Annotated in this window: 24 protein-coding genes and 1 pseudogene; 15 read left to right on the top strand and 10 right to left on the bottom strand. The window is 70.5% G+C overall.

All coding sequences use genetic code 11. The features are described 5' to 3' along the window. The first annotated feature begins 129 nt into the window (after positions 1-129). Positions 130-801, top strand: coding sequence for a chaplin (locus JHN63_RS06330; RefSeq protein WP_307781828.1), 672 nt, complete (start codon positions 130-132; stop codon positions 799-801). Positions 802-903: 102 nt separating this feature from the next. Here JHN63_RS06330 and JHN63_RS06325 read toward each other — a convergent pair whose 3' ends face one another. After that, a complete protein-coding gene (locus tag JHN63_RS06325; protein WP_200677766.1) occupies positions 904-1824 on the bottom strand; it encodes a LysR family transcriptional regulator in 921 nt (306 codons plus the stop codon). A 175-nt stretch (positions 1825-1999) separates the two neighbouring features. On the opposite strand from JHN63_RS06325, the pseudogene JHN63_RS06320 reads away from it, so the two are divergent. Further along, positions 2000-2898 (top strand): annotated as a pseudogene (locus JHN63_RS06320) (SDR family oxidoreductase). Positions 2899-2910: 12 nt separating this feature from the next. On the opposite strand, the gene JHN63_RS06315 reads toward JHN63_RS06320, so the two are convergent. Then, positions 2911-4125, bottom strand: coding sequence for an MFS transporter (locus JHN63_RS06315; protein WP_200677764.1), 1215 nt, complete (start codon positions 4123-4125; stop codon positions 2911-2913). Positions 4126-4239: 114 nt separating this feature from the next. On the opposite strand from JHN63_RS06315, the gene JHN63_RS06310 reads away from it, so the two are divergent. Continuing rightward, positions 4240-4623 carry a MerR family transcriptional regulator gene (locus JHN63_RS06310; protein ID WP_200677763.1) on the top strand — a complete coding sequence of 128 codons (384 nt, stop codon included), beginning with the start codon at positions 4240-4242 and terminating at the stop codon, positions 4621-4623. Positions 4624-4663: 40 nt separating this feature from the next. Continuing rightward, the gene (locus tag JHN63_RS06305; RefSeq protein WP_200677762.1) at positions 4664-5443 is read left to right on the top strand and encodes a GNAT family N-acetyltransferase; all 780 of its coding nucleotides are present in this window, start codon (positions 4664-4666) and stop codon (positions 5441-5443) included. 117 nt (positions 5444-5560) lie between these two features. Here JHN63_RS06305 and JHN63_RS06300 read toward each other — a convergent pair whose 3' ends face one another. After that, positions 5561-5824, bottom strand: coding sequence for a GlsB/YeaQ/YmgE family stress response membrane protein (locus tag JHN63_RS06300; protein ID WP_200677761.1), 264 nt, complete (start codon positions 5822-5824; stop codon positions 5561-5563). A 231-nt stretch (positions 5825-6055) separates the two neighbouring features. Here JHN63_RS06300 and JHN63_RS06295 point away from each other — a divergent pair, with 231 nt between their 5' ends. Then, on the top strand, positions 6056-7480 hold the full coding sequence (locus JHN63_RS06295) for a hydrolase (RefSeq protein ID WP_200677760.1): 1425 nt from the start codon (positions 6056-6058) through the stop codon (positions 7478-7480). A 51-nt stretch (positions 7481-7531) separates the two neighbouring features. Here the strand turns inward: JHN63_RS06295 and JHN63_RS06290 are convergent, their stop codons facing one another. Together JHN63_RS06290 and JHN63_RS06285 are read right to left on the bottom strand one after the other, a co-directional pair. After that, on the bottom strand, positions 7532-10252 hold the full coding sequence (locus tag JHN63_RS06290; RefSeq protein WP_200677791.1) for an exo-beta-D-glucosaminidase: 2721 nt from the start codon (positions 10250-10252) through the stop codon (positions 7532-7534). 102 nt (positions 10253-10354) lie between these two features. Beyond that, entirely contained in the window at positions 10355-11539 is a 1185-nt protein-coding gene (locus JHN63_RS06285; protein ID WP_200677759.1) for an ROK family transcriptional regulator, read from the bottom strand. Positions 11540-11680: 141 nt separating this feature from the next. Here JHN63_RS06285 and JHN63_RS06280 point away from each other — a divergent pair, with 141 nt between their 5' ends. After that, entirely contained in the window at positions 11681-13150 is a 1470-nt protein-coding gene (locus JHN63_RS06280) for an APC family permease (protein WP_200677758.1), read from the top strand. Here the strand turns inward: JHN63_RS06280 and JHN63_RS06275 are convergent. Next, positions 13147-13338: a hypothetical protein gene (locus tag JHN63_RS06275; protein WP_374222898.1), complete on the bottom strand. Its 192-nt coding sequence runs from the start codon at positions 13336-13338 to the stop codon at positions 13147-13149. The genes JHN63_RS06280 and JHN63_RS06275 overlap by 4 nt on opposite strands. 119 nt (positions 13339-13457) lie before the next feature. Here JHN63_RS06275 and JHN63_RS06270 point away from each other — a divergent pair, with 119 nt between their 5' ends. Continuing rightward, positions 13458-14186, top strand: a complete 729-nt coding sequence (locus tag JHN63_RS06270; RefSeq protein WP_307781827.1) for a phosphotransferase — start codon at positions 13458-13460, stop codon at positions 14184-14186. Between the two features lie 106 nt (positions 14187-14292). Further along, a complete protein-coding gene (locus tag JHN63_RS06265) occupies positions 14293-15063 on the top strand; it encodes a metalloregulator ArsR/SmtB family transcription factor (RefSeq protein ID WP_200677756.1) in 771 nt (256 codons plus the stop codon). A 43-nt stretch (positions 15064-15106) separates the two neighbouring features. Here the strand turns inward: JHN63_RS06265 and JHN63_RS06260 are convergent, their stop codons facing one another. Both JHN63_RS06260 and JHN63_RS06255 read right to left on the bottom strand, forming a co-directional pair. Continuing rightward, the gene (locus JHN63_RS06260) at positions 15107-15547 is read right to left on the bottom strand and encodes an SPW repeat protein (RefSeq protein WP_200677755.1); all 441 of its coding nucleotides are present in this window, start codon (positions 15545-15547) and stop codon (positions 15107-15109) included. Between the two features lie 89 nt (positions 15548-15636). Continuing rightward, positions 15637-16275, bottom strand: coding sequence for an RNA polymerase sigma factor (locus JHN63_RS06255; RefSeq protein WP_200677753.1), 639 nt, complete (start codon positions 16273-16275; stop codon positions 15637-15639). Positions 16276-16431: 156 nt separating this feature from the next. Here JHN63_RS06255 and JHN63_RS06250 point away from each other — a divergent pair, with 156 nt between their 5' ends. Then, on the top strand, positions 16432-17424 hold the full coding sequence (locus JHN63_RS06250) for a MerR family transcriptional regulator (protein WP_200677752.1): 993 nt from the start codon (positions 16432-16434) through the stop codon (positions 17422-17424). Here JHN63_RS06250 and JHN63_RS06245 read toward each other — a convergent pair. After that, positions 17413-18786, bottom strand: coding sequence for a deoxyribodipyrimidine photo-lyase (locus tag JHN63_RS06245; RefSeq protein ID WP_200677751.1), 1374 nt, complete (start codon positions 18784-18786; stop codon positions 17413-17415). The two genes, JHN63_RS06250 and JHN63_RS06245, sit on opposite strands and share 12 nt — an antisense overlap. A gap of 202 nt (positions 18787-18988) precedes the next feature. Here JHN63_RS06245 and JHN63_RS06240 point away from each other — a divergent pair, with 202 nt between their 5' ends. After that, positions 18989-19156, top strand: coding sequence for a hypothetical protein (locus JHN63_RS06240; RefSeq protein ID WP_199827269.1), 168 nt, complete (start codon positions 18989-18991; stop codon positions 19154-19156). A 376-nt stretch (positions 19157-19532) separates the two neighbouring features. Here JHN63_RS06240 and JHN63_RS06235 read toward each other — a convergent pair whose 3' ends face one another. Next, a complete protein-coding gene (locus JHN63_RS06235; protein ID WP_200677750.1) occupies positions 19533-20444 on the bottom strand; it encodes a LysR family transcriptional regulator in 912 nt (303 codons plus the stop codon). 137 nt (positions 20445-20581) lie between these two features. Here JHN63_RS06235 and JHN63_RS54585 point away from each other — a divergent pair, with 137 nt between their 5' ends. From JHN63_RS54585 to JHN63_RS06215, 5 genes are all read left to right on the top strand, one after another. After that, positions 20582-20665: a putative leader peptide gene (locus JHN63_RS54585; RefSeq protein WP_351305882.1), complete on the top strand. Its 84-nt coding sequence runs from the start codon at positions 20582-20584 to the stop codon at positions 20663-20665. Positions 20666-20793: 128 nt separating this feature from the next. Next, entirely contained in the window at positions 20794-21909 is a 1116-nt protein-coding gene (gene sfnG / locus JHN63_RS06230) for a dimethylsulfone monooxygenase SfnG (protein WP_200677749.1), read from the top strand. Positions 21910-21940: 31 nt separating this feature from the next. Then, positions 21941-22495: an NADPH-dependent FMN reductase gene (ssuE, locus tag JHN63_RS06225; RefSeq protein WP_200677748.1), complete on the top strand. Its 555-nt coding sequence runs from the start codon at positions 21941-21943 to the stop codon at positions 22493-22495. Between the two features lie 5 nt (positions 22496-22500). After that, on the top strand, positions 22501-23709 hold the full coding sequence (locus tag JHN63_RS06220) for an SfnB family sulfur acquisition oxidoreductase (protein WP_200677747.1): 1209 nt from the start codon (positions 22501-22503) through the stop codon (positions 23707-23709). Between the two features lie 35 nt (positions 23710-23744). Continuing rightward, the gene (locus JHN63_RS06215; RefSeq protein ID WP_200677746.1) at positions 23745-24887 is read left to right on the top strand and encodes an LLM class flavin-dependent oxidoreductase; all 1143 of its coding nucleotides are present in this window, start codon (positions 23745-23747) and stop codon (positions 24885-24887) included. The last annotated feature ends 10 nt before the right edge of the window (positions 24888-24897 follow it).

Raw genomic sequence — 24897 nt, 5'->3', positions numbered from 1 at the left:
ACGCTCGATGGAGTGAAAGGCCGATAAGCCATAACTCGGATGGTGCGCCCGCGTTCTATCCGGTGCGGGTGAGTGCTCGCTACATCTCTGGAAGGCAGGGACCCTATGAAACGGGTTACCCGAAACGGTGTGATCGCCGTCGCCGCCGTGTCCGGTGCGATGGCCGCGGCGATGCCGGCGTTCGCCGACTCCGGCGCGGACGGCTCGGCGGCCGGTTCGCCGGGCGCGGTCTCCGGCAACACCCTTCAGCTCCCGGTGCACGTGCCGGTGAACGTGTGCGGGAACACCGTCAACGTGGTGGGGATCCTCAATCCCGCCGCGGGCAATACGTGCGCCGACGAAAGCGGCGGCGCGAAAGCGGGCGGCGCGCACAGGTCCGGCGGGAAGAACCACGGCGGACCGCGCGGCGGCGCCGTCGCGCAGGGCGGCGAAAAGGATTCGCCCGGTGTGCTCTCCGGCAACGGAGTAGAACTCCCGATCCATCTCCCCGTGAACGTCAGCGGCAATTCCGTCAATGTCGTCGGCATCGGTAACCCGACCGTGGGCAACCACTCCGGGAACACCTCGGACGACCATCCCCACCACCCCGCACCGCCGACCCAGGCGCCGCCCAAACCGCACCCGCACCCGCACCCGGCACCGCCCACGGAGGTGGAGGGGCATCCCGCCCCGCCCGCCGCCGATGCGTCGCTCGCCCACACGGGCGCCGACACCACAGTCCCGACCGCCGCACTGAGCGCGGCCCTCCTCCTGGGCGGCACCGCCCTGTACCGGCGCCACCGCCCCCGGGCGGGACGCTGACCAGACCACCCGCTCCGGAACGGAAGGCCCCACCGGGTATGTGACCGGTGGGGCCTCCGTCGTCCGGGGCGACCCGCGGTCGATGCGGGACCCCCTCAACTCCTAGGAGCCGTGGGCGAGTTCCTCGGCCGGAGCCCTGAGGAGTGCGTGGGCCGCCTTCCGGAACGCGGTCAGCAGCCGGTTGTGCTCACCGGCCCGGGTGGCAAGGGCGACATGGCTCGGTTCGACGCCGTGGAGAGGGATCGCCGTGATGTCCGGGCGGACCGTCTGGCCGGGGCGGAGACCGGCGACGATGGCCACGGCCCGACCGTCCGCGACGAACTCGAACTTGTCCTCCAGCGCCCGGATGACCGGACCGCCGGGTGCCGGGCGGCCGTCGGGCCGGGGGTCGATACGCCAGAACGCGCTCCACGCCGGGTCCGCGCCGGGAACCTGCGGCAGGGGTTCGTCGGAGATGTCGTCCACGGTGACGGACTCCTTGCCGGCCAGCCGGTGGTCGAGCGGTACGAGCAGGAGGCGGGGCTCGTCGTAGAGGACCGTGACCTCCAACTGGTCGGTGGTGAACGGCAGTCGGGCCACCACCGCGTCCACCCGGCGATCGAGCAGGGCCGCCCGCACATCGTCGTAGGCCAGATGGACGACCTGCACGTCGGCGTCCGGATGGCGGCGCCGCACCTGGCGGACCGCCGGGGTGACGAAGAGGTTCGCCATGTACCCGACGGTGAGGCGACCGGGTTCGGCGGCGGCGCGGGTCTCGGCCGCGGCCTGGGCCGTGGAGCGCAACAACGCCTTGGCGCGCGGCAGAAAGACCTCCCCGGCCTCCGTGAGCCGGGTGCCCTGCGGGGTACGGTCCAGCAGCCGCGCCCCCAACTGCTCCTCCAGCCGCCGGACTTGACGGCTCAGGGACGGCTGGGTGATGTGCAGCGCCTCGGCGGCGCGGCCGAAGTGACGCTGCTCGGCCACGGCGATGAAGTACCGCACGAGGCGCAGTTCGAGATCGGGCGCGGGAGGCAGGTCCGTCATGCCTGAAGTGTACGGCGGGACACCGGGCGACTCTGGCCGTATGCCCTTCTGAGCTGCTGTGATGCCTGATGCGTATTGCCCGATGCGAAACAGGCTTTGGACCGGGAACCCGTGCCCCGCCCACGATGGGAGCACAACACGGATCCACCCCTCCCTCTCCTCGAAGGAACGCACCATGCGAGTTTTCGTCACCGGCGCGACCGGCTTCATCGGCTCCGCCGTGGTCCGTGAACTGCTCGACGCCGGGCACATGGTCACCGGACTGGCCCGCTCGGACGCGTCGGCCGAGGCGCTGACGGCCGTGGGGGTCGCCGTACAGCGGGGCTCGCTCGACGATCTCGACAGCCTGCGGGCCGGCGCGGCGGCGGCCGACGGGGTCTGCCATCTGGCGTTCATCCACGACTTCACGCGGTTCGCCGCCAACTGCGCCACCGATCTGCGGGCCATCGAGACGATCGGCGAGGCGCTGGCCGGTACCGACAAGCCCTTCGTGGTCACCTCGGGCACGCCCGGGCTCGCCGACGGGAAGGTGGCGACGGAGGAGGACCACGTCGACCCCGCGTCGTTCTCGGCGATCCGGCAGCCGTCCGAGATCGCGGCGGTGGCGCTGGCGGGGAGCGGGGTACGGTCCTCGGTCGTCCGGCTGCCCCGGTCCGTGCACGGCACGGGCGACCAGGGATTCGTCCCCCAACTGATCGCGTGGCACGGGAGAAGGGCCTGTCGGCATACGTCGGCGACGGCTCCGCCCGCTGGCCCGCCGTGCACCGGCTCGACGCGGCCCGGTTGTACCGATGGGCTCTGGAGTCGGCCCCGGCGGGCGCGCAGTACCACGCGGTCGGCGACGAGGCGCTGCCGCTCCGCGAGATCGCCGAGGTCATCGCCCGCCGTCTCGACGTCCCGACCGGCAGCGTGCCCGCCGAGCAGGCGGTCGAGCACTTCGGCTTCCTCGGCCTCGTCGCCTCGCTGGACTGCCCGGCGTCGAGCACGCTGACGCGCAAGCAGACGGGCTGGGAGCCGGTGGAGGTCGGCTTGATCGCCGACCTTGAGACGGTGCACTACTTCGCGCAGATCTAGGAGGCATCGCGCCTACGCACAGGGCGAGTTGACGCGCCCATCGGCCTCCACGGGCTTCGCAGGGAAGGCGTGCCGACGGCCCAGTACGACCGTCACGAGCGCGCCCGCGACCAACGGCAACGCAGTCCAGGGCAGGGCCCCGGCCCCCATCCCCGACAGGGCGAGACCACCGGTGAACGAGCCCCCGGCGATGCCCGCGTTGTACACCGTGGTCTGCAACGACGTTGCCACGTCGGCGTGTTCGGGTCCGGAGGCGTTCACGAGCGCGGTCTGGATCAGCGTCGGCGCCCCGCCGAAGGCAACTCCCCACACGGCTACGGAAGTCAGCAGCACCGCAGGGGAGTCGGCACAGAGGCCGAGCACACACATGACGACCACGAACAGTGTCATCGCGCCCAACAACGTGGGCCGCGCCCAGCGGTCCACGAGCACCCCGGTGGCCCAGATCCCGACCACAGTGGCGACCCCGAACACCAGCAGGACGACGTCCGTCCGGCCGTAGCCGGTGTGCGCCGTGAACGGGGCGACGTACGTGTACATCACCTGATGCCCCAGCAGCAGGAACAGTGTGACCGACAGGACCGCCGGGATCCCCGGCAGCACCGCGACACCCCTCAACGGCACGCGTGTGCCCGGGAGTTCACCGGGAAAGTCGGGGACCCGCAGCCGTAGCCAGACCACCACGAGGACCGCGAGCCCGGCCAGCATCCCGAACGCCGTGCGCCAGCCGACCGCCCCGGCCAGCGCGGTGCCGGCGGGCACGCCCAGCGACAGGGCGAGGGTGATCCCGGCCAGCACGATCGCGATGGCCCGGCCGCGTCGCTCGACCGGCACCATCCGGGCCGCGTACCCGGCGAGCATCGCCCACATGGTGCCGCCCATCACCCCGGCGAGCAGCCGCGCGCCGAAGGTGAGGGCGTACGACGAGGACAGCGCGACAACCGCGTTGGCGCAGGCGAAGCCCAGCAGCGCGGCGACCAGGACCGGGCGGCGCGGCAGTGCGCGCAAGGCCGCGGTGACCGGGATCGCGGCCAGGAAGGAGGCGACCGCGTAACCGGTGACCAGGAAGCCGACGCGCGCCTCGGAGACACCGAGGGCCGGTGCCATCCGGGGCAGCAGACCGGCCGGGAGGAGCTCGGTCAGGACGGCGGTGAAGGCGGCCGTGGACAGGGCGAGGAGCCCGGACCAGGGCAGGGCGGTGCCCTGGGCCGGGGATGCGGTGGTCATGGGACCATGTTCGAACCCTCACATCAGTGTGAAGGCAAGCGAACGCCCCACCATCGAGCCGCCCATCTCCGAGCCCCGCAATGAGCGCCCCGCTCGCCCGCCCCGGAGGCAGCCATGAAGATCGGCGAACTCTCCCGCCGCACCGGCGTCCCCACCCGCCTCCTGCGCTACTACGAGGAACAGGACCTGCTGCACCCCGACCGCACCGAGAACGGCTACCGCTTCTACGGCGAGCCCGCGGTCCGGGACGTCCAGCAGATCCGGGGCCTGCTGGACTCGGGGCTCACCACCGAGATGATCCGCGCGATCCTGCCGTATCTCTCCGGCCCGGACGAGATCCATGTGCCCGCCGACTGTCTGACCCCGGAGACGGCGGCCCTGCTCAGCGACCACGTCGACCGGATCCAGGCCCGCATCGACTGCCTCGCCCGCAACCGCGACCGGCTCAGCGCGTATCTCGCGGCGGTGCGACCGGACAGGCCGGCGCGGGGGGCGTAATTCCGTTGCCGAGTCCGGGCGCGGATGGTGGAGTGAGCGCATGGATCTTCCCGCGGTACTCGCCCTCCACGACCGTGAACTGCGTGTAGGGGCCCGGCCCGACGGCCCCGGAGCCCGCGTCGAGCGGGTCGGGGGAGTGGTGCGCCATGTCGCCGCCGACGCACATGGGTGGAACGGCGTGCTGTGGTCGGACCTGGACGCCACCGACGCGGACACGGCGATCGCCGAGCAGGTCGCGTATTTCACCGGGCTCGGCCGCGACTTCGAGTGGAAGCTCTACGGCCATGACCTGCCGACGGATCTCGGAGAGCGGCTGACGGCGGCGGGGTTCACGCCGGAGCCGCGGGAGACGCTGATGATCGGTGAGGTCGCCGCACTCGCCCTCGACGCCGAACTGCCGGACGGGCTCCGCCTGTTGACCGCCACCGACCGGGCCGGCGTCGACCTCCTGATGGATGTCCACGAACTGGCCTTCGGCACGGACGGCAGCAGGCTGCGCGCCCGCCTCATGGACCAACTCGCCGCCGAGCCGGACTCGTTGGTGGCCGTCGTCGCCCTCGCCGGTGACGAGCCGGTGAGTGCGGCCCGGATGGAACTCGTCCCCGGCACCGGCTTCGCCGGACTGTGGGGCGGCGGCACGGTGAAGGCCTGGCGGGGCCGCGGCATCTACCGCGCGCTGATCGCCCACCGCGCCCGCATCGCCGCGGACCGCGGCTACCGCTACCTCCAGGTCGACGCCTCCGACGAGAGCCGTCCCATCCTCGAACGCCTCGGCTTCGCCCCACTGACCACGACGACGCCGTTCGTGTACGAGCCGTAGACCCGAGGTCAACAGGCGCTCGGTGGGCTCCGGTTCGGCCGACCGCGCCCGTCCCTGAGAGGCGGGCGCGGCGGGTCCGGATCGACGAGCGGAGCGCTGTGCGGCGGGGGTGTCCGCTCAGCGGCGCGCCCTCGACCTGTCCAGCGCGGCGATGCCGACCGCTGCCAGACCGATCTGGATGAGCCACTCGATCCAGTCGATGCCGTTGGTGTCGGCAACCCCCAGTCCCGATGCGATCGCCGCGCCGATCAGCGCGGCCACGATGCCGACGACGATCGTCAGCAGTACGCCGATGTGCTGGCGGCCGGGGACGACCAGCCGTCCCAGCACGCCAATGATGATGCCGATGATGATGGCACTGATGATGCCCGAGATCTCCATCTCCGCCCCTCTTTGTCGATAGTCCTGCTCCCTTCATGTGCCCGCTGAGCGCCCGGGCAGTCCGCCCGAGTTTTGTCGCCTGTTATTGCCGGGACTTTCTGTTCACCACCCCTTCATGCCATGTACCTTTCAATCGTTCAACGCGTGTAGAACTCCCCGACTACCGTTCTACGCGCGCAGATCAGGCGCCCGCACCGCACCCTTCCCCATCCCCTCACGGAGGTTCGCCGGATGCTTGGATCCAGAAGATCCCGCCGCAGACTCACCACCGCCCTCGCCGGCCTGGGGCTTCTCGTCACGGGGGCCGCCCTTCAGGTCACCACCACGGCCACGCCCGCGCACGCGGCCACCACGCACCGCGTCCTGTTCGACGACGGCCACGCCGAAGAGGCGGGCAACGCGGACTGGATCATCTCCACCAGCAAGCCCGACCCGCTGTCCCAGGACTCCTCCCCGTCGTCCGAGACCGACTGGACCGGGGCGCTCTCGTCCTGGGGCGTCGCGCTGCAGAAGACCGGTGACTACAGCCTCAAGACCGCTACCAGCGCGCTGACTTACGGCGGTTCGTCGACGACCGACCTGTCGAACTTCGACACCCTGGTCCTGCCCGAGCCCAACACGCTGTTCACGACGGCCGAGAAGACCGCGATCATGACGTTCGTGCAGAACGGCGGCGGCCTGTTCATGATCTCCGATCACACCGGCGCCGACCGCAACAGCGACGGCGAGGACGCGGTCGAGATCCTCAACGACCTGATGACGAACAACAGCGTCGACTCGACCGACCCGTTCGGCTTCTCCATCGACACCCTCGACATCAGCTCCGGCTACCCCGCCGCGATCAGCGACAGCAGCAACGCGGTCCTCAACGGCGCCTTCGGCACGGTCACCAAGAGCCTGATCGCCGACGGCACGACGGCCACGCTCAAGCCCGCCGACAACGCGAACGTCAAGGGCCTGGTGTACCGCAGCGGTTACTCCGGCAACACCGGCGCGTTCTTCGCGACCAGCACCTTCGGCAGCGGCCGTGTCGCCTTCTGGGGCGACAGCTCACCGATCGACGACGGCACCGGCCAGTCCGGCAACACGCTCTACGACGGCTGGAACGACACCGGCGCCACCAACGCCGCCCTCGCCCTCAACGCCACCGCGTGGCTGGCCGGCGACGGCAGCACCGGCGGTGGCGGTGGCGGAGGCGGCACCTGCACCGCCGCCCAACTGCTCGGCAACCCGGGCTTCGAGTCCGGCAACACCACCTGGACGGCGAGCAGCGGCGTCATCACCAGCTCGACCAGCGAGGCCGCCCGCACCGGTTCGTACAAGGCCTGGCTCGACGGCTACGGATCGGCCCACACCGACACCCTGTCCCAGTCGGTGACCATCCCGTCCGGCTGCTCCGCCACCCTCAGCTTCTATCTGCACATCGACACCGCGGAGACCACCACCAGCACCGCCTACGACAAGCTGACGGTCACCGCCGGATCGACCACCCTGGCTACGTACTCCAACCTGAACGCGGCCTCCGGATACGTCCTGAAGTCCTTCGACGTGTCCTCCCTGGCCGGCACCACCGCCACCATCAAGTTCAGCGGCGTCGAGGGGTCCACCCTCCAGACGTCGTTCGTCGTCGACGACACCGCGCTCAACGTCAGCTGACGACGACCGGTGGGGCCCGGCGGCGGCCGGGCTCCACCGGTTCTCAAGGGTTCACGCCGCCGGGACCGTCCGCTCCGGCGTGTTCCAGCCGGAGACCCGTACCCGTGGCGCCGACCCGCGCAGATCCGCCGTCCGGTAGGTCACCGTCAGCGTCTTCGACTCCCCGGGCCACAGGCTCACTTCGTTGTCGGACCACTGGACCGGCAGCACCGGCTTGCCCGCCGAGTCCACGAGATGGACGTCGGTGAGGAGTGAAGGTGTCTTCCCCTTACCGGAGTTGCGCACCGTGACGGTCGTGGTCGAGGTGCCGTCCGCACCCGTCGAGGTCGACGCCGTCGCCGAGACCGGCACCCGTGCCATCGAGTCGAGCCCCTTGAGGTCCGCGTAGCTAGTCGTCGGCGTGTAGTACCAGTCGGTGTGCGCCCAGTCGAGCGTGTCGGGTTTGGCGGAGAGCCAGTACACGTTCCGGCTCACCTCCTTGCCGGACGCGTCGGTCAGGGTCAGCCGCACCAGGTACGTCGTCGACAGCCCGGAGACCGAGGCGGGCAGGGTGAGCGCGGTGCTGTGCGCGCCGCCGCCGGAGACCTTCACCCCGGTCACTTTCCTGTCGTACCTCTGGGTGCCGTCGGTGTTGAACAGCGTTGCCCGCACGGTGAGTTGGTCTGCGGACGTGTTCCGGTTGTTCAGCACGACGACCGAGCGGTCGTCGTAGGAGTACTGGATGTGCAGCGGCTCGTTCGCCTTCTTCGCGCCGAAGTAGGCGCCGCCCTGGTCGAGGTAACGGTCCATCAACTGCCAGTGCAGCGAGGTCCAGCCACTGTTGAACATCCAGTAGACGACCCCGGTGGACGGCTTCGAGGCGTCGGTGGCGTTGCGCTCGTACGCCTCGAACTGGGCCCGCACGTTCTCGTACTGGGCCAACTGCGCCTTGCGGACGTAGTCGGTGAGGCTCGTCGGCGGTCCATAGCGGCCGGTCAGGGCGTTGTCGTAGAGCTTCAGGGTGTTGAAGACCGGGGACGGGGAGCGGTGGTACTGCTTGGCGGTCGGATCCTTCCAGAGGGTGGCGAGTTCGGCCGGGGTCATCATGCGGCGCAGGGTGTCGAGGGTGGGGATGTCGGGGCCCGCGCTGGTCTCGGAGTTGAAGCCGGTGGCGCCGCCCTCGCGTTTGGCGTACCAGTAGTTGGGCGGGATCCAGTCGTAGGGGCCGGTCATCTTCATGCCCGAACTGCCGGTGATCGGCGAGGAGTTGTCCGACGCGGCCGCGACCACCGGAGTCTTCCAGTCGGAGGCCTTCAGCGCGTCGACGTAGGTCTTCTCGATCCTCGCGTCAGGTGCGAAGTCGCTGCCGATGAGGAAGGAGATCACGCTCGGGTGGTCGCGCAGCCGGGCGGCCTCGGCGGCCATCGACGCCTTGGCGACCGGGTAGTCGGCGGCGGTCCACTTGTCGCCGGTCTCGTCCCCGTTGACCTGGCCCTCCCATTTGTCGCAGCACTCCCAGCCGGGGAGGGTCAGGATGCCGTAGCGGTCGGCCAGGTCGAAGAACTCGTCCGGCTCGATGTGGCCTTCCAGGCGGATGGTGTTCAGGCCCAGATCGAGGGCGTACTTCAGGCGGTCCTCGACGTACGTACGGTCCCAGCGCAGGAACTCGTCCGGTGACCAACCGCCGCCCTTGATCAGCAACTTGCGGCCGTTGATGCGGTACTGGCGGTCGCCGGCGGAGTTCAGCGGGGCCTGGACGTCGCGGATGCCGAAGGTCTGGTGCGCGGTGTCGGAGGGGGTGCCGTTGACGGAGGCGGTGAGGTCGAGGCCGTAGAGCGGCTGGCCGCCCATGCCCGCCGGCCACCAGACCTTCGGGGAGTCCAGGTGGACGGCGAAGGTGACGGTCTTCGTCCGGTGCGCGGCGAGGGCGACGCTCGTGGCGAAGGTCTTCGTGCCGATGCTGCCGCTGACCCGGGCGGTGACGGGGGTGTTCGAGTCGTTGCGGGCCTGAGCCTTCACCGTCAGGTCGGCGGTGGCGAGCGACGGTACCGCCAGGCTGGTCACCACATGGGCGTCGCGCAGCGCGACCGGGCCGCCGCGCCGTACGAGGACGTCACGGACGATGCCCATGTTCTGGTCGGGCGGCGGCTGGAGCCAGTCGATCCAGCCCATGGTGAGGTTCTTGTTCGGGTCGTTCGGCCGGATGCGGAAGGCGACCGTGTTCGTGCCGGAGCGGACAAGCGAGGTGACGTCCAACTCGTGCTGTGTATAAGCACCGTTGACGTCGGCGGCCTCGGCGATCCGCTTGCCGTTGACGTAGACGTCGGCCGCCGAGATCACCCCGCTGAAGTCGAGGTAGGTGCGCCGGGTGCGGTCCGTGACCGTGAAGTCGCTGCGGTACCACCACGGCACCTGGAAGTCGGCCTTCGGGATCTTCCGCTGATTGGTCGAGTAGAAGGGGTCCGGGTACACGCCGTCGGCGATCAGGGCCGCGAGGACCGTCGAGCGCGCGCCCGCCGGATACCAGCCGGTCGCCCGATAGCCGGGGGAGGAGACGGCCGCGGGGGAGTCGGTGACCTTGGCGGACGACTGGATCGCGTAGCCGGACAGCGGGGTGGCGGCCCCGGCGGTCGGGCGTACGGCGGTCACCGGGGCCTGCGCGCGCTGCTGCGGGGACGGCTCCCGGGCCCCCGCCCAGGCGCTGGTGGTGAGGGTGCCCAGCAGACCGAGGGCGATCGCGGCCGCGGCGAGACGGCCTCTGTGGAGTGGGGGAACGGCGGGGCGGTGGAACACTGCGGTCTCCAGCCTCGTCAAGTTAGGAAGCTTTACTAACCGCACCAGAAGGTAGGCCGCACAAGGGGGCCTGTCAATCACCGCTGACCGTGAGCGAGTTGCTCAGGACGCCGAGTGGCGCTCGAAGACCAGGTCCCGCGCGGTGCCCAGGGCGGTGGCCACCGCACCCAGCAGCACCGCGTCCTCGCCCAGCGCGCTGGGCACGATCTTCGGCCGCAGCGGAGTGAGCGCGCGCAGGTTCTCCCGCACCGGGCGGAGCAGCAGATCGACGCTGTGTCCGACACCGCCGCCGAGGACCACGAGGTCCGGATCGAGCACGGCAGCGGCGGCCGCCACGGTGTGCGCGATCCGCTCGCCCTCCAGCTCAACCGCCTTGACGGCAGCGGCGTTTCCCTGCCGGGCCGCGTCGAACACGGCCTTCGCGGTGAGCTGCTGACCGCTCATGCCGAACATGCGGGCCGCCTCCACGACGGCCACCCCGGAGACCGCGTCCTCCAGCGTCTCCGGCTTCTGCCGCCCCGGCCACGGCAGGAAGCCGATCTCTCCGGCGCCGCCGTGCGCTCCCGTGAACAGCCGCCCCTCGCTGACGACGCCCATGCCGAGACCGGTGCCGATCATGATGTACGCGAACAGCCGGCTGCCCGCGCCGACGCCGTACGTGTACTCGCCCAGCGCCGCGAGATTCGCGTCGTTGTGCACCTCAAGGGGGACGCCCAGCTCCTCCCGCATCCGGTCGAACAGCCCGGCCCGGCCCCAGCCCGGGAGATGCATCGCGTAGCGCACCCGGCGCCGCTGCTCGTCGTAGACGCCCGGTGTGCCCACCACGGCGTGCACCACCGCGGCCGGTCCGACCTCGGAGTTCGCGACGACCTGGTGGGCGGTGGCGACCACCAGCTCGGCCATGGCGCCCGAGCTGCGGGCCCGGTTGCGGACGTCCGCCCTGGCCACCACCTCGCCGTCCAGATTGGCCACCGCGACCCGCAGCCAGCTGCGGCCGACGTCGATCCCGAGCGCGTACCCGGCGGACGGATCGGGGGCGTACAGCACGGCGGTCCGACCGCGTTCGGGAGCCTGCGTACCGACGTCGTGGACCAGGCCCGCCTCCTCCAGGGCGGCGAGCGCGCTGGAGACCGTCGGCTTCGACAGGCCTGTCTCGCGGGCGAGTTGGGCGCGCGAGGCGGCACCGGCGGTACGCAGCCGGTCGAGCAGCAGCCGCGCGTTGGTGCTGCGCAGCCGCTGACGGCTCCAGGGCTGGTCCGGTCGCTCCACGGCGTCACTGACGGGCATCGCATCATTCTCCGGCATCCGGGACAGCCTCTTGACGAGTCTAGTAAGGCTCCTTAACTTTATCGCCCAGTCACCCGCACCGGGCCACCTCGCATCGCCCTCGCCGTATCCCTCTCCCCGTGACCAGCCCCAGGAGTCCCCATGTCCGGTAGTCCGCCTCCCGGTAGCCCGTCTCCCGACGGCGGGTTCGTCCGCCGCGTCGGCCTCTTCCAGGCCACCGCCATCAACATGAGCCAGATGTGCGGCATCGGTCCGTTCGTGACGATCCCGCTGATGGTCGCCGCGTTCGGCGGCCCGCAGGCGGTGATCGGCTTTGTGGCGGGCGCGATCCTCGCGCTGGCCGACGGGCTCGTGTGGGCCGAGATGGGCGCCGCGATGCCCGGCTCCGGGGGCAGCTACGTCTATCTGCGCCAGGCCTTCCAGTACCGCACCGGCCGGCTGATGCCGTTCCTGTTCGTGTGGACGGCGATGCTCTTCATCCCGCTGATCATGTCCACCGGTGTGGTCGGCTTCGTGCAGTATCTCGGCTATCTGGCACCGGACTTGGGCAGGACGTCCGGCGACCTGATCGGCCTCGGCGTCATCGCCGTGGTGATCCTCCTGCTGTGGCGCGGCATCGAGAACATCGCGCGCATCACCGCCGTGATGTGGGCGGTAATGATCGCCGCGGTGTTCCTGGTCATCGTGGCCGCCGCGAGCGACTTCAGCGCGCACCTCGCCTTCACCTACCCGGCACACGCCTTCGACCTGGGCAGCGACCACTTCTGGCTCGGCTTCGCCGGCGGCCTGACCATCGGCATCTACGACTACCTCGGCTACAACACCACCGCCTACATGGGCGCCGAGATCAAGGACCCCGGCCGCACCCTGCCGCGCTCGATCCTCTTCTCCATCGTCGGCATCATGGCGATCTACCTGATGCTCCAGATCGGCACGCTGGGCGTCATCGACTGGCACCGGATGACGAACGTGAACGACATCGCCTCCACGTCGGTCGCCTCGGCTGTCCTGGAGAAGACCTGGGGCAAGGGCGCCGCCGACACGGTCACCGTCCTGATCCTGATCACGGCCTTCGCCTCGGTCTTCACCGGGCTCCTCGGCGGCTCCCGGGTGCCCTACGACGCCGCCCGCGAACGCGTCTTCTTCCGCCCCTACGCCAAGCTCCACCCCAAGCACCGCTTCCCGATGCTGGGCCTGGCCACCATGGGCGTCATCACGGCGATCGGCTTCCTCATCGGCCGCCACACGGACCTGGCGACCCTGATCCAGTTGCTCACCACGGTCATGGTCATCGTCCAGGCACTGGCCCAGATCATCGCCCTGACGGTCCTGCGCAAACGCCAGCCGACCCTGCGCCGTCCGTACCGGATGTGGCTCTACCCCGTGCCGAGCATCATCGCCTTCGTCGGCTGGTGCGTGATCTACGGCTACGCGGACAAGAACTCCCCGGGCCGCCACCCCATCGAGTGGTCCCTGGCCTGGCTCGCCCTGGGCTGCGTCGCGTTCGTGATCTGGGCCCGCCTGGAGAAGGTCTGGCCGTTCGGTCCCAAGGAGATCACCGAGGAATTCCTCACGGAGACCGCCCCGGACCCCGAACCCGCCGGTACCTAGAGGTAGTTGACCCAGCCTGTCGCGGCGAGCACCTCGCCCGCGATGTCGACGTCGGAGCGCCCGTCGGTCACCACCCGGACGGTGTCCACGGGCGCCCGCTCGTCCAACACCCCTGCTTTACGAGCACTGTTGGCCAGCTCGCGCGCCAGCTCGCCGCCGATCCCGCGGCCGTTCAGCCGCGCCGACACCTCCCAATCGACGGTTGCCTTCCCGACCCCGGTGCGTCCGCCGATGAGCAGCGTGATCCGTACGAGGAGCGTCCCAAGCGATACTCGTGCGGTCGAGCGAATTCAGGGAGGCGGGCCGCGTGGCGGAATCGGTGCTCGGCGGAGGCGCGATCAACGAGGTCGTACGGATCGGGGAGACCGTGCGCCGTACGCCCTCGGAACGGTCGCCGTACGTCACCGGGCTGCTCGCGCTGTTCGAGCGGCGGGGGTGGGCGGGAGCGCTGCGCTTTCTCGGCACGGACGAGCGGGGGCGCGAGGTGTTCCGGTACATCGAGGGCCGGGCGGCCGTTGACTCCGACGAACGTTCCGCCGCCCGCACCGACGACAGCCTGGTCCGTGTCGCGCAACTCGTCCGCGCTTTCCACGACTTGACCCACGGCACACCACAGGCCGGTGACCAGGACGTCGTCTGTCACAACGACCTGGCCCCCAAGAACACCGTCTACGACAGCGCGTGGCGCCCCCTGGCCTTCGTCGACTGGGATCTCGCCGCTCCCGGCGAGCGTGTCCACGACCTCGCCCATGTCTGCTGGCAGTACCTGGACCTCGGCCCGGGCATCACCGACGTACCGGCGACGGCCCGCCGGATCGCGCTGCTCTGCGAGGCGTACGGCCTCGACGACACCGAACCGCTCCTCGACACGGTCCTGTGGTGGCAGGACCGGTGCGCGCTTGGCATCGAGGCCGGCGCCGAGCGCGGCGAACGGGGCATGGCCGGGCTGCGGGCGAGCGGTGTCGTCGACGACATCCGGGGCGCGCACGACTGGGTGGCCGCCCATCGCCGCGAGCTGGGCGCGTTCCTGGGCTGAGGCGCCGTAGAACATCCCGTATCGGGCGGGCGGGGTAGCCGCTCGCCTTGACATGCAGGCAATTGGCTGCATAACTGTGAGTGTGCGATCCGAACACCACTCAGGGATGGACGCGGTCTTCAAAGCCCTGGCCGACGAGACCCGCCGACGGCTGCTGGACCGGCTGCACGAGCACAACGGGCAGACGCTCGGGGAGTTGTGCGGGCGAATCGACATGACCCGTCAGTCGGTGACCCAGCATCTGGCCGTCCTGGAGGCCGCCAACCTGGTCAGCACGGTGCGGCGCGGGCGGGAGAAGCTGCACTACCTCAATCCGGTGCCGCTGCACGAGATGCAGGAGCGCTGGATCGACAAGTTCGAGCGCCCGCGCCTGCGCGCGCTCGGCGCCCTGAAACGACGAGCCGAGGAAGCCATGACCGACAAACCGACATTCGTCTACGTCACCTACATCGCGAGCACCCCCGAGAAGGTCTGGGACGCGCTCACCGACGCCGATCTGACCGCCGCCTACTGGGGCCACAGCAATGTGTCCGACTGGCGGCAGGGTTCCCGCTGGGAGCATGTGCGCACCGACGGTTCCGGCATCGCCGACGTCGTCGGGACCGTCGTCGAGAGCGACCGCCCGAACCGGCTCGTGACGACCTGGACCTCGCCGGAGAACGAGGGCCGGGAGGACACGTACTCCCGTGTCACCTACGACATCCGGCGGCACGAGGACATCGTGCGCCTCACCGTCACCCACGAGGACCTCGCCGACGAGGGCGAGCTGTCCGACGTGTCCGGCGGCTGGCCTGCCGTGCTGTCCAACCTCAAGTCCGTCCTCGAAACCGGCAGCCCCCTCCCGCAGTCGCCGTGGCTGGTGCCGGGCGACCACTGAAGGGGGCGTGCCCGCCTTTCGGGTTCGCGATCGTTCCGGGTCGCTACGACTTGGGAGTGCTCCGCGCCGCCGTACCGGCACACACCAGGCCCAGGAGCACGGCCAGTCCGCCGATGATGACGTTGTTCAGGATGACGCCCTTGTCGGGACTGTCGCCGACGATCCACGGCGAGACGATCATCCAGACGCCCAGCGCGCTCATCGCCCAACTGAGGCCGTACATGCGCTCCGGCGCCCTGGTGAACCCGAGGGCCAGCAGGCCGATCGCGATGCCGACGATCAGGTTGTGCGGCACGAGCGCGGGCTGGCTCGTCGTGTAGTGGAGTATCCACGGGGATACGGCGCAGTACAGACCGAGCAGGAACACCGGTCCGTCCACGAGCGCCACATCGCGTCCACCGAGCATGCGGGCGTAGCGCGCCTGCATTTCGGAGACATCAGGGTGGCTCGCCATGTCACCTCTGGTGTGCGAGACGTTGGCCATGATGCGTCTCCTTTGACTTACTGGCCTGACCGCGTCTGGTGCGGTGTGCGGTAAGAGCCGCTTCACTCCATTCTGCGCTTATTTCTCCTTTATGTGTAGTGATCGGGTGTATGCGGTGATCTGGCCTGTGGGCGGAGATCGGGCTGTTCGCCGTCCTGGAGGCGGCGGCGCAGCTGGCGCAGCCCGCGTCGTGCGTGGCTCTTGACCGTGCCGAGCGGCCAGCCGGTGCGCCGTGCGATCTGGGTCTGGGTGAGGTCCTCGTAGTACGTCAGCCGCAGAACCCGCTGCTGCGGCGCGGGCAGCCTGGCCAGTTCACGCAGGACCAGGACGCGGTCGAGCGCCGACTCGGGCCTCCGGGCGGCGTGATCGTCGAGCGCGAGCGAGGACCCGGCGGCGGCCACGAGGTACAGGCGGCGGGTGCGGGCGGACAGCGCGTCGGCGATCCTGCGTCGGGCGATGCCGACGATCCAGCCGCCGATCGCGCCGCGCTCGGGGCGGAAACCCCGCCGCCCGCGCCACACCCCGAGGAACACCTGCTGGGTCACGTCCTCGGCCTCCGCGGCGTCCCCCAGCGAGCGCCGCGCCAGCGTGTGCACCAGCGGCGACCAGCGGTGATACGCGACGGCCAGACAGTCCTCGTCGCCCGCCACCAGCCCCTCGGCCAGCTCCTCGTCGGTCAGCGACTCCGCCGCCGGGATCAGGCGGACGGCGCCGGGCTGGGGGCTCATGGCGACGGCTCCTTACGTCGGACGGTGACCGCCCGGGCCGAGGGCGTCGAGCCGCGGCGGTTCGCGGGTGTGCCGGGAACATCCCGGTGCGGTCATCGTGAGAGCCGGGGATCAAGGTCATCAACTCGCATCGTTTCTGCGTCGTATAGTCGCCGGATGAGCGAATTGCCCGCCGACCGGGACGCGGCTGACGGGCCGGCGGCCGAAGTGCCCCTGACGACCGGCGCGTTGGCCCGCCGGCTGGGCGTGGCGCCGACCACGCTGCGGTCCTGGGAGCGTCGCTACGGCATCGGGCCCGCGGTCCGCGCCGAGGGGCGGCACCGGCGCTGGACCTCGCGGGACGTGGCACTGCTGGAGGCGATGTGCCGGCTGACCTCGTCGGGCGTGCCGCCCGCGGAGGCGGCGCGGAAGGCGAAGGCGACCGCCGGTTCGCACACGGAGCCGACGCGCCGGCCGCCCGGAGCCTCACGGGCTCCCGGCGCGCTGCCCCTCGGGGATGTGCGCCAGGAGTGCCGAGGACTGGCGCGCGCCGCCGTCCGCCTCGACGCACCGGCCGTCGAGCGTCAACTGGCCGATGCCGTCGGCCGGTACGGCGTCGTCACCGCCTGGCAGGAGGTGATGGTGCCGACCCTGCACGCCGTGGGGCGCAAGTGGGCGTCGTCCGGGGACCGTTACGTCGAGGTGGAGCACCTGCTGTCCTGGCACGTCTCCACCGCGCTGCGTCGCCGCACCCCGCTTCCCGAACCTCCCGAGCGACAGCCGGACGCCTCGCCCGTCGTCCTGGCCTGCGTACCCGGCGAACAGCACACCCTGCCGATCGAGGCACTCAACGCCGCGCTGGGTGAACTCGGCCTGCCCACACGGATGTTCGGTGCCGCCGTACCCGCCGAGGCGCTCACCGCCGCGGTGCGGCGACTGGGGCCGGCGGCCGTCGTCCTGTGGGCGCAGGCGCGCTCCACGGCGAGCCCACCGCTGGCCCAGCGCCTCGCCGACCTCAGTTGGGGAGTGCGGGGCGCCCGACGACAGCCCAAGGTGGTGCTGGCCGGCCCCGGCTGGTCCGGTACCTCGGCGCGGGGTGCGGTCCGGCCGGCGACACTCACCGATGCTTTGGACCTTCTGTCGGGGGCGTACGGGGCCTCACTCGCCTGACCGTCCGAGCCGGAAACGCGCGAGCCCGTCGGCGAGTTCGACGATCGGATCCGGGTAGTCGCCGAGCGCCGCACGGTCAAGTCCCCTGAGTTTCCACGGCTCGTGCACCAACGGCCCCTCGATCTCGGCGAGTTCGGGCACCCAACGGCGGACGTACGCGCCGTCCTGGTCGTACCGCTTGGCCTGGGTGAGGGGGTTGAGCACGCGGTTGGGGCGCGAGTCGGTGCCGGTGCCCGCCATCCACTGCCAGTTGAGCTGGTTGTTGGCCACATCGCCGTCGACCAGGAGGTCGAGGAAGTACCGGGCGCCCACCCGCCAGTCGACGTAGAGCGTCTTGGTGAGGAAGCTCGCCGTGAGCAGGCGTCCCCGGTTGTGCATCCAGCCCTCGTGGCGCAGTTGGCGCATCGCCGCGTCGATCAGCGGATAGCCGGTACGGCCCTCCTTCCAGGCCGCGATGTCCTCGCGGGCCGCGTGCTCCGACCGCCAACGGTCGTGTTTCGTACGGTAGTCGACGCCGGCGGCCGCCGGCCGGGCCGCCAGCACCTGGCGATGGAAGTCCCGCCACGCGAGCTGCCGTACGAAGGCCTCGGCGCCCGGACCTGCCAACTGCCGTGCCCGATGGACCAGTTCGACGGGGGAGAGGGTGCCGAAGTGGAGATGGGGCGAGAGGTGGGAGGTGGCGTCCGCGGCCAGGGCGTCGTGCAGGTCCTCGTAGTCGGCGATGCCGTTGCGCAGCCACCGGGTCAGCAGCCTGCGGCCCTCGGTCTCCCCGCCGGTCGCCAGGCCCGGAGACAGCCCAACTACCCCGTCGCGCACGGGCAGTTCCTCGGAACCGACACCGTCCGGGACCCGCACGGTGCGCGGTGCGGCGAGCGGGGCGCGCCGTTGCTGTCCGGACCACTGCCGGTAGTACGGCGTGAAGACCGCGAAGTGGTCCGAGGAGGCCGGGGTCACCGCGCCGGGCGCGACGGCCGTCGTCACGGTGTCATGGACGTGCAGGCGTCGGCCCTCCGCCTCCAGCGCCCGCCTGAGCCGTTGCTCGCGCCGCCGCGCGAAGCCGCTGACGTCCGCCGCCATGTGCACCTCGTCGGCGTCCGTCTCGACGGCCACCTTGCACACCTCGGCGACGACGTCACCGGACCGGACCACCAGCCGGCCGCCCCGTTCGCGCAGGCCCGCGTCGAGATCGCGCAGACAGTCGGCGAGGAACGCCAGCCGGTTCGGCACGGCGAACCCGGTGTCCGTCACACCCCGGTCGCGGACGAACAGGGGGACCACCTGGCGGGCCTCGGCGGCGGCGCGCAGCGGGGGATGGTCGTGCAGACGCAGGTCCGAGGTGAACAGGACGACCGAGACGTTCATGGTGTGCGCTCCGGGAGACGGGAGAAGGGGGCGTGAGGTGCTTCCGGTCCGAAGCGCCCGGCGGATGCGGCTGTCACCCGACGGACGTACGTGCTCCCGGCGCGGCGAGGCAGGTGGCATGCGGGAGTCGATCGCGGGCAGGTGAACAGGTACGACGGCTCCCGTGGGGAGACGAGGATCGTTGCTGGAGGTGTCTGCGGACATGGGCGCGAAGGTGTTGGAGCGGTTTCCGGCGGGGGCTCCGCGCGGATCATGGCCCGCCGAGGAGTTCGCGGCACGACGCCGCGCCGAGGGTCAGCCCGCCAGGGTCGTCATGGACCTGAAGTCCGACGCGTTCCTCGTGGTGGTCCCGGTGGGCGACGAGGACTGAGCTTGCGCGGCCGTCCAGCGGGTGGGGGATCCGACCCGCGTGGTCGTCTATTGGGTGTGGAGGACTTACCTCGCCCGTCCGTTCACCAGGTGTGGAGGTATGGCCCGCGCGGCCGTCCATCGGATGCGGACGTCTGACCTGTCCCGTCCATCCTCCGGGTGTGAGGCCTGGGCCCGTCCGGCTGTTCTCCGGGCGTGAGTTCTGACCCCGTCCGGCTGTTCTCCGGGTGTGAGGGCTGGCCCCGTCCGGCTGGTCCCCGGGCCTGAGTTCTGACCCCGCCCGGTGTTCTCCAGGCGCGAGGTCTGCCCCGGTCGGCCGTTCTCCGGGCGCCGCCGGGAATCGCCGGACCGGAGTCGTCGGGTAGGTCCCGGCAGCCTCAGGCGCGCGCCTCGCCCAGCTCCCGTGCCCGGCGTACGAACGCCTCGTGGAGATCCCCGGCCGCCTGCGGTACGGATTCCGCGCGGCGTCGGCGCAGCATCAGCAGGACGCGGGCCGTGGCGCCCGCGATCGGGCGGTAGGTGATCGCGCCGAGCCGCTCCAGCGGGTCCCCGACCACGCTGAAGTCGGGCAGGACCGTCACGCCGAGGCCCTCGGCGACCATGAGCTTGCCCATCTCGGCGCCGTCGGTCGAGTAGGCGAAGGCGGGACCCCGCCCATCGAGCAGCCGGTGGACATAGCGGTGCATCACATAGCCGGAACGCATACCGATCAGCGGCTCGGTGAGGAGGTCGTCCACCGTCACGGTCGTGCGGGACGCCAGCGGACTGTCGGGACGCACACACACCACCGGCAGCCCCGACAGCAGTTCCGTGGACTCGAAGTCGGCCGGCATGTCGTCGCCGTCGAGGTGATTGACCAGCCCCAGATCGAACCCGCCCTCCGACAGCGCCCGGTGGATGTCCGTCTGCTGCGCGCCGACCACCTCGACCTGGGTCAGCGGATGCGAGGCACGGAAGGCGTGCACGACGGGAAGCAGCAGTGGCACGGTCGCCGCGTTGACCGTGCCCACCCGCACCATTCGGCTGATCCGGTGCTGCTCGCCCGCCGCCGCCCGCAGTCGGTCCACCGCGTCGATCACATCGACGATCTTCGGCAGCAGCTCCCGGCCCTCCGCGCTCATCGTCGCGCCGGACCGTTTGCGTTCCAGGAGATCGACGCCGAGTTCCCGTTCGAGATTGCGCACGGTCTCGCTCAACGCGGGCTGCGACAGCCGCAGTTCCTCGGCCGCCCGGCGCAGCGAGCCGAGCCGGGTCACGGCCGCGATGTATTCCAGTTGTTCGGTCCGCATGCCCGCAGAATGCGGCCGATTTCCCGGCCCGTTCAAGGGTTTCCCTGTCACACCTTCGTGAAATTCAATGGTCCGCGATACGAGACCGGTCGGGTTTTCCTTGACGCTCCACGCCGACGGCTGCCACGATCGACGGCATGATGATGCGACTGGACCTCACGCGGCGACGCCACGTCGACCTCGCGCGCGTCTCCAGCGCCTCCTGTTGCACCGCGGCCTGATCCCCGTCACGTCCGTCCTGTGATCCGCCGCCGTCTCTTCCTCCCCGCCTGAATTCCGTTCTTTCGCACGCCGTTTCGTGTGCCCGGAATTCGGCGTGCCCGAAAACTCTCCGCAACAGGAGTTCCGCATGGCCGCCGAGCCCGTGAAATTCGCCTACTGGGTCCCCAACGTCAGCGGGGGACTCGTCACCAGCAAGATCGAGCAACGCACCGACTGGAGCTACGAGTACAACCGCGAACTCGCGGTCCTCGCCGAGAACAACGGCTTCGAGTACGCGCTCAGCCAGGTCCGCTACATGGCCAGCTACGGCGCCGAGTTCCAGCACGAGTCGACCAGCTTCAGCCTCGCCCTGCTCCTCGCCACCCAGCGCCTGAAGGTCATCGCCGCTGTCCACCCCGGCCTCTGGCACCCCGGCGTCCTCGCCAAACTCGGCGCCACCGCCGACCACTTGTCGAACGGCCGCTTCGCCGTCAACGTCGTCTCCGGCTGGTTCAAGGGCGAGTTCACCGCGCTCGGCGAACCCTGGCTGGAGCACGACGAGCGCTACCGCCGCTCCGAGGAGTTCATCCAGGCCCTGCGCCAGATCTGGACCGAGGACCACACCGAACTCGCCGGTGACTTCTACCGGTTGCGCGACTTCTCCCTCAAGCCCAAGCCCCTCAACACCCCCGAACGACCCCACCCGGAGATCTTCCAGGGCGGCAACTCCACCGCCGCCCGCGCGATGGCCGGCCGCGTCTCCGACTGGTACTTCTCCAACGGCAAGGACTTCGACGGCGTCACCGAGCAGATCGCCGACGTACGCCGCTCGGCGGCCCAAGTCGGTCGCACCGCACCGAAGTTCGGCCTCAACGGCTTCCTCATCGCCCGCGACACCGAGGCCGAGGCCCGCGACACCCTCCGCGAGATCGTCGCCAAGGCCGACCGTGAGGCCGTCGAGGGATTCGGGGCCGCGGTGAAGCAGGCCGGGCAGTCCTCGGCCGACGGCAAGGGCATGTGGCAGGACTCCACGTTCGAGGACCTCGTGCAGTACAACGACGGCTTCCGTACGGGGCTCATCGGCACCCCGGAGCAGATCGCCGAACACATCGTCGCCTACCGGAAGTTGGGCGTCGACCTTCTCCTGCTCGGCTTCCTGCACTACCACGAGGAGGTGGAGTACTTCGGCAAGCGGGTGCTGCCGCTGGTGCGTGAACTGGAGGCCCGACTCCCGGACACCGAGTCCGTCTCCGCGCACGCCTGATCGCCCCCGCAGCAGACCAGAAAGAGGACCCATGGCCACCGTCCTGTCCGTCTCCGGCAGCCCCTCCGTCTCCTCCCGCACCAACCGGCTCCTGCGCCATCTGGACAAGCGGCTGATCGCCCATGGGCACGAGGTGATCCCGCTCGACGTGCGCACCGTCCCCGCCGAGGCGCTGCTCGGCGCGGACTTCCGCCACCCGGCCATCGTCGAGGCCACCGAACTGTTCGCCCGCGCCGACGGGGTCGTCGTGGGCACCCCCGTCTACAAGGCCTCCTACTCCGGAGTCCTCAAGGCGCTGCTCGACCTGCTCCCGCAGTACGCACTCACCGGCAAGACCGTGCTGCCGCTCGCCACGGGCGGGTCCACCGCACATGTGCTGGCGATCGACTACGCGCTCCGCCCGGTGCTGAACTCCATGGGCGCGGCCCACATAGTGCAGGGCTGGTTCACCCTCGACAAGGACATCACCGCCCACGAGGACGGCTCGCTCACCGTCGCCCCGGCCGCCACCGAGGCGCTCACCCAGGTGGTTGACCAGTTCTCGGCGGCCCTCGGCCGGACCCCGCTCCTGGCAGCGGCGGGCTGACCACCATGACCGACCACGGGACCACCGGCAAAACCGCCCATGTGATCGCCGACGACGCCGAGGCCCTGGCACTCGCCGCCGCGCTGGCCGACGAGTTCCGGGCCGGTGCCTCCGCCCGCGACACCGAACGCAGGCTCCCGCGCGCCGAGTTGGACCGGCTCTCCGGCTCCGGACTGCTCGCCGTCACCGTGCCAGCCGAGTACGGCGGCGCCGACGTCAGCGCGCAGACCCTCGCCGAGATCTTCCGCCTCCTCGGCTCCGCAGACGGCAGCCTCGCCCAGATCCCGCAGAGCCACTTCGCCTATGTCAATGTGATTCGCCGTCAGGGCACCGCGGACCAGCAGAAGTTCTTCTTCACCGAACTGCTCGCCGGCCGTCGCTTCGGCAACGCCCAGTCGGAGGCCGGCACCAAGCACGTCCAGGACATCCGCACCCGGCTGACACTTCAGCCCGACGGCTCGTACGAACTGACCGGCGTCAAGCACTACTCCACCGGAGCCCTCTTCGCCGACTGGATCCCCGTCCTCGCCCGCACCGACGACGACAACCTCCATGTCGCCTACGTCCCGCGCGACGCCGAGGGCGTCACGGTCGTCGACGACTGGGACGGCATGGGCCAGCGCACGACGGCCAGCGGCACGGTCAGGCTGGAGGCGGTCGCCGTCCCCGTCGACCGGGTCCTGCCCCACCACCTCACCTTCGAAGGTCCCCAACTCCACGGCGCCGTGGCCCAGTTGCTGCACGCCGCTATCGATGCCGGGATCGCCGGGGGAGCGCTGGCCGAGGCCGCCGAGTTCGTCCGGACGAAGAGCCGGCCCTGGTTCGAGAGCGGGGTCGAGACCGCCGCCGAGGACCCGCTGCTGATCCAGCGGTTCGGTGAACTCGCTCTCCAGGTAAGGGCGTCCGAGGCCCTGCTGATCCAGGCGGCCCGCGCCGTGGACGCCGCGCGCGCCGACCTGAGCGACGACTCGGCGGCGGATGCGTCCATCGCGGTGGCGGCCGCCAAGGTGTACGCGGCGCAGGCCGCCGTGGAGGTGGCGGGCGCGCTGTTCGAGGTGTCGGGGACGCGCTCGGCGCTCAACTCGCTGAACCTGCACCGGCATTGGCGGGACGCCCGCACGCACACGCTGCACGACCCGGCCCGCTGGAAGATCCAGCACATCGGCCGCTATGTGCTGAACGGCATCAGGCCACCCCGCCACGGCCTCCTCTAACCCCCTTCAGGACAGTCCGGATCGGAGAACCCCACGTGTCCCTCACCTTCCACTGGTTCCTCCCCACCAACGGCGACAGCCGCCATGTCGTGGGAGGCGGTCACGGCACTCCCGCCACCGCCTCCGGACGGGACCGGCCGCCGACGGTCGCCTATCTGAGCCAGATCGCCCGCGCGGCGGAGGACCTGGGTTTCGTGGGCGCCCTCACGCCCACCGGCGCCTGGTGCGAGGACGCGTGGCTGACCACCGCGATGGTCAGCCAGCACACCGAACGCCTGAAGTTCCTGGTCGCCTTCCGGCCCGGCTTCGTCTCGCCGACGCTCGCCGCGCAGATGGCGTCCACGTTCCAGCGGCAGAGCGGCGGACGGCTGCTCCTCAACGTCGTCACCGGCGGCGAGAGCCACGAGCAGCGGGCCTACGGGGACTTCCTCGACAAGGACGATCGCTATCGCCGCACCGGTGAATTCCTGGAGATCGTCCGGGAGTTGTGGGACGGCAAGACCGTAGACCTGGCGGGTGAGCATCTGCGGGTCGAGGACGCGAAGTTGGCACGGCTTCCCGACCCGGTGCCCGAGGTGTACTTCGGGGGATCGTCGCCGATCGCGGGCGAGATCGCGGCCAAGTACGTGGACGTGTACCTCACTTGGGGCGAGCCGCCCGCCCAGGTCGCCGAGAAGATCGCCTGGATCAGGGGGCTGGCGGCGAAGGAGGGGCGAACGCTTCGGTTCGGCATCCGGCTGCATGTGATCACGCGTGACACGTCGGCGGAGGCCTGGGCCGAGGCGAACCGGCTGCTCGAAGGGTTCGACTCCGAGACCGTGAAGTCCGTGCAGGCCGGGCTTGCGCGGAGTGAATCCGAGGGGCAGCAGCGGATGTTGGCGTTGCACGGCGGGAGTCGGGACGGGCTGGAGATCCATCCCAATCTGTGGGCCGGGATCGGGCTCGTGCGGGGTGGAGCCGGGACGGCGCTGGTCGGCAGCCACGAGGAGGTCGCCGAGCGGATCAAGGAGTACGCGGCGCTGGGGATAGAGGAGTTCGTGCTGTCCGGGTATCCGCATCTGGAGGAGGCGTACTGGTTCGGGGAAGGGGTGCTGCCGAGGCTGGCCGCCGAGGGAGTCTGGCGGCACCCGGTCGGCGACCAAAAGCCTGCCGGGGCACAGGTGCCGTTCGCGGGCTGAGCGGAACAGA

Source organism: Streptomyces sp. MBT65, assembly GCF_016612545.1.
Lineage (GTDB): Bacteria > Actinomycetota > Actinomycetes > Streptomycetales > Streptomycetaceae > Streptomyces.
Note: the sequence above shows the minus strand (reverse complement) of the source record. Positions and strands in the feature narration are given on the sequence as shown.

What these genes read in the sequence shown, in the direction of transcription:
- JHN63_RS06285 (WP_200677759.1), bottom strand. Translation starts at nt 11,539, where the DNA reads ATGCCCGTCAGTGACGCCGTGGAGCGACCGGACCAGCCCTGGAGCCGT.
- JHN63_RS06310 (WP_200677763.1), top strand. Translation starts at nt 4,240, where the DNA reads ATGAAGATCGGCGAACTCTCCCGCCGCACCGGCGTCCCCACCCGCCTC.
- JHN63_RS06315 (WP_200677764.1), bottom strand. Translation starts at nt 4,125, where the DNA reads ATGACCACCGCATCCCCGGCCCAGGGCACCGCCCTGCCCTGGTCCGGG.
- JHN63_RS06240 (WP_199827269.1), top strand. Translation starts at nt 18,989, where the DNA reads ATGGGCGCGAAGGTGTTGGAGCGGTTTCCGGCGGGGGCTCCGCGCGGA.
- JHN63_RS06255 (WP_200677753.1), bottom strand. Translation starts at nt 16,275, where the DNA reads ATGAGCCCCCAGCCCGGCGCCGTCCGCCTGATCCCGGCGGCGGAGTCG.
- JHN63_RS06235 (WP_200677750.1), bottom strand. Translation starts at nt 20,444, where the DNA reads ATGCGGACCGAACAACTGGAATACATCGCGGCCGTGACCCGGCTCGGC.
- JHN63_RS06280 (WP_200677758.1), top strand. Translation starts at nt 11,681, where the DNA reads ATGTCCGGTAGTCCGCCTCCCGGTAGCCCGTCTCCCGACGGCGGGTTC.
- JHN63_RS06325 (WP_200677766.1), bottom strand. Translation starts at nt 1,824, where the DNA reads ATGACGGACCTGCCTCCCGCGCCCGATCTCGAACTGCGCCTCGTGCGG.
- JHN63_RS54585 (WP_351305882.1), top strand. Translation starts at nt 20,582, where the DNA reads ATGATGATGCGACTGGACCTCACGCGGCGACGCCACGTCGACCTCGCG.
- JHN63_RS06245 (WP_200677751.1), bottom strand. Translation starts at nt 18,786, where the DNA reads ATGAACGTCTCGGTCGTCCTGTTCACCTCGGACCTGCGTCTGCACGAC.
- ssuE (WP_200677748.1), top strand. Translation starts at nt 21,941, where the DNA reads ATGGCCACCGTCCTGTCCGTCTCCGGCAGCCCCTCCGTCTCCTCCCGC.
- JHN63_RS06295 (WP_200677760.1), top strand. Translation starts at nt 6,056, where the DNA reads ATGCTTGGATCCAGAAGATCCCGCCGCAGACTCACCACCGCCCTCGCC.
- JHN63_RS06265 (WP_200677756.1), top strand. Translation starts at nt 14,293, where the DNA reads ATGGACGCGGTCTTCAAAGCCCTGGCCGACGAGACCCGCCGACGGCTG.
- JHN63_RS06260 (WP_200677755.1), bottom strand. Translation starts at nt 15,547, where the DNA reads ATGGCCAACGTCTCGCACACCAGAGGTGACATGGCGAGCCACCCTGAT.
- JHN63_RS06305 (WP_200677762.1), top strand. Translation starts at nt 4,664, where the DNA reads ATGGATCTTCCCGCGGTACTCGCCCTCCACGACCGTGAACTGCGTGTA.
- sfnG (WP_200677749.1), top strand. Translation starts at nt 20,794, where the DNA reads ATGGCCGCCGAGCCCGTGAAATTCGCCTACTGGGTCCCCAACGTCAGC.
- JHN63_RS06250 (WP_200677752.1), top strand. Translation starts at nt 16,432, where the DNA reads ATGAGCGAATTGCCCGCCGACCGGGACGCGGCTGACGGGCCGGCGGCC.
- JHN63_RS06220 (WP_200677747.1), top strand. Translation starts at nt 22,501, where the DNA reads ATGACCGACCACGGGACCACCGGCAAAACCGCCCATGTGATCGCCGAC.
- JHN63_RS06300 (WP_200677761.1), bottom strand. Translation starts at nt 5,824, where the DNA reads ATGGAGATCTCGGGCATCATCAGTGCCATCATCATCGGCATCATCATT.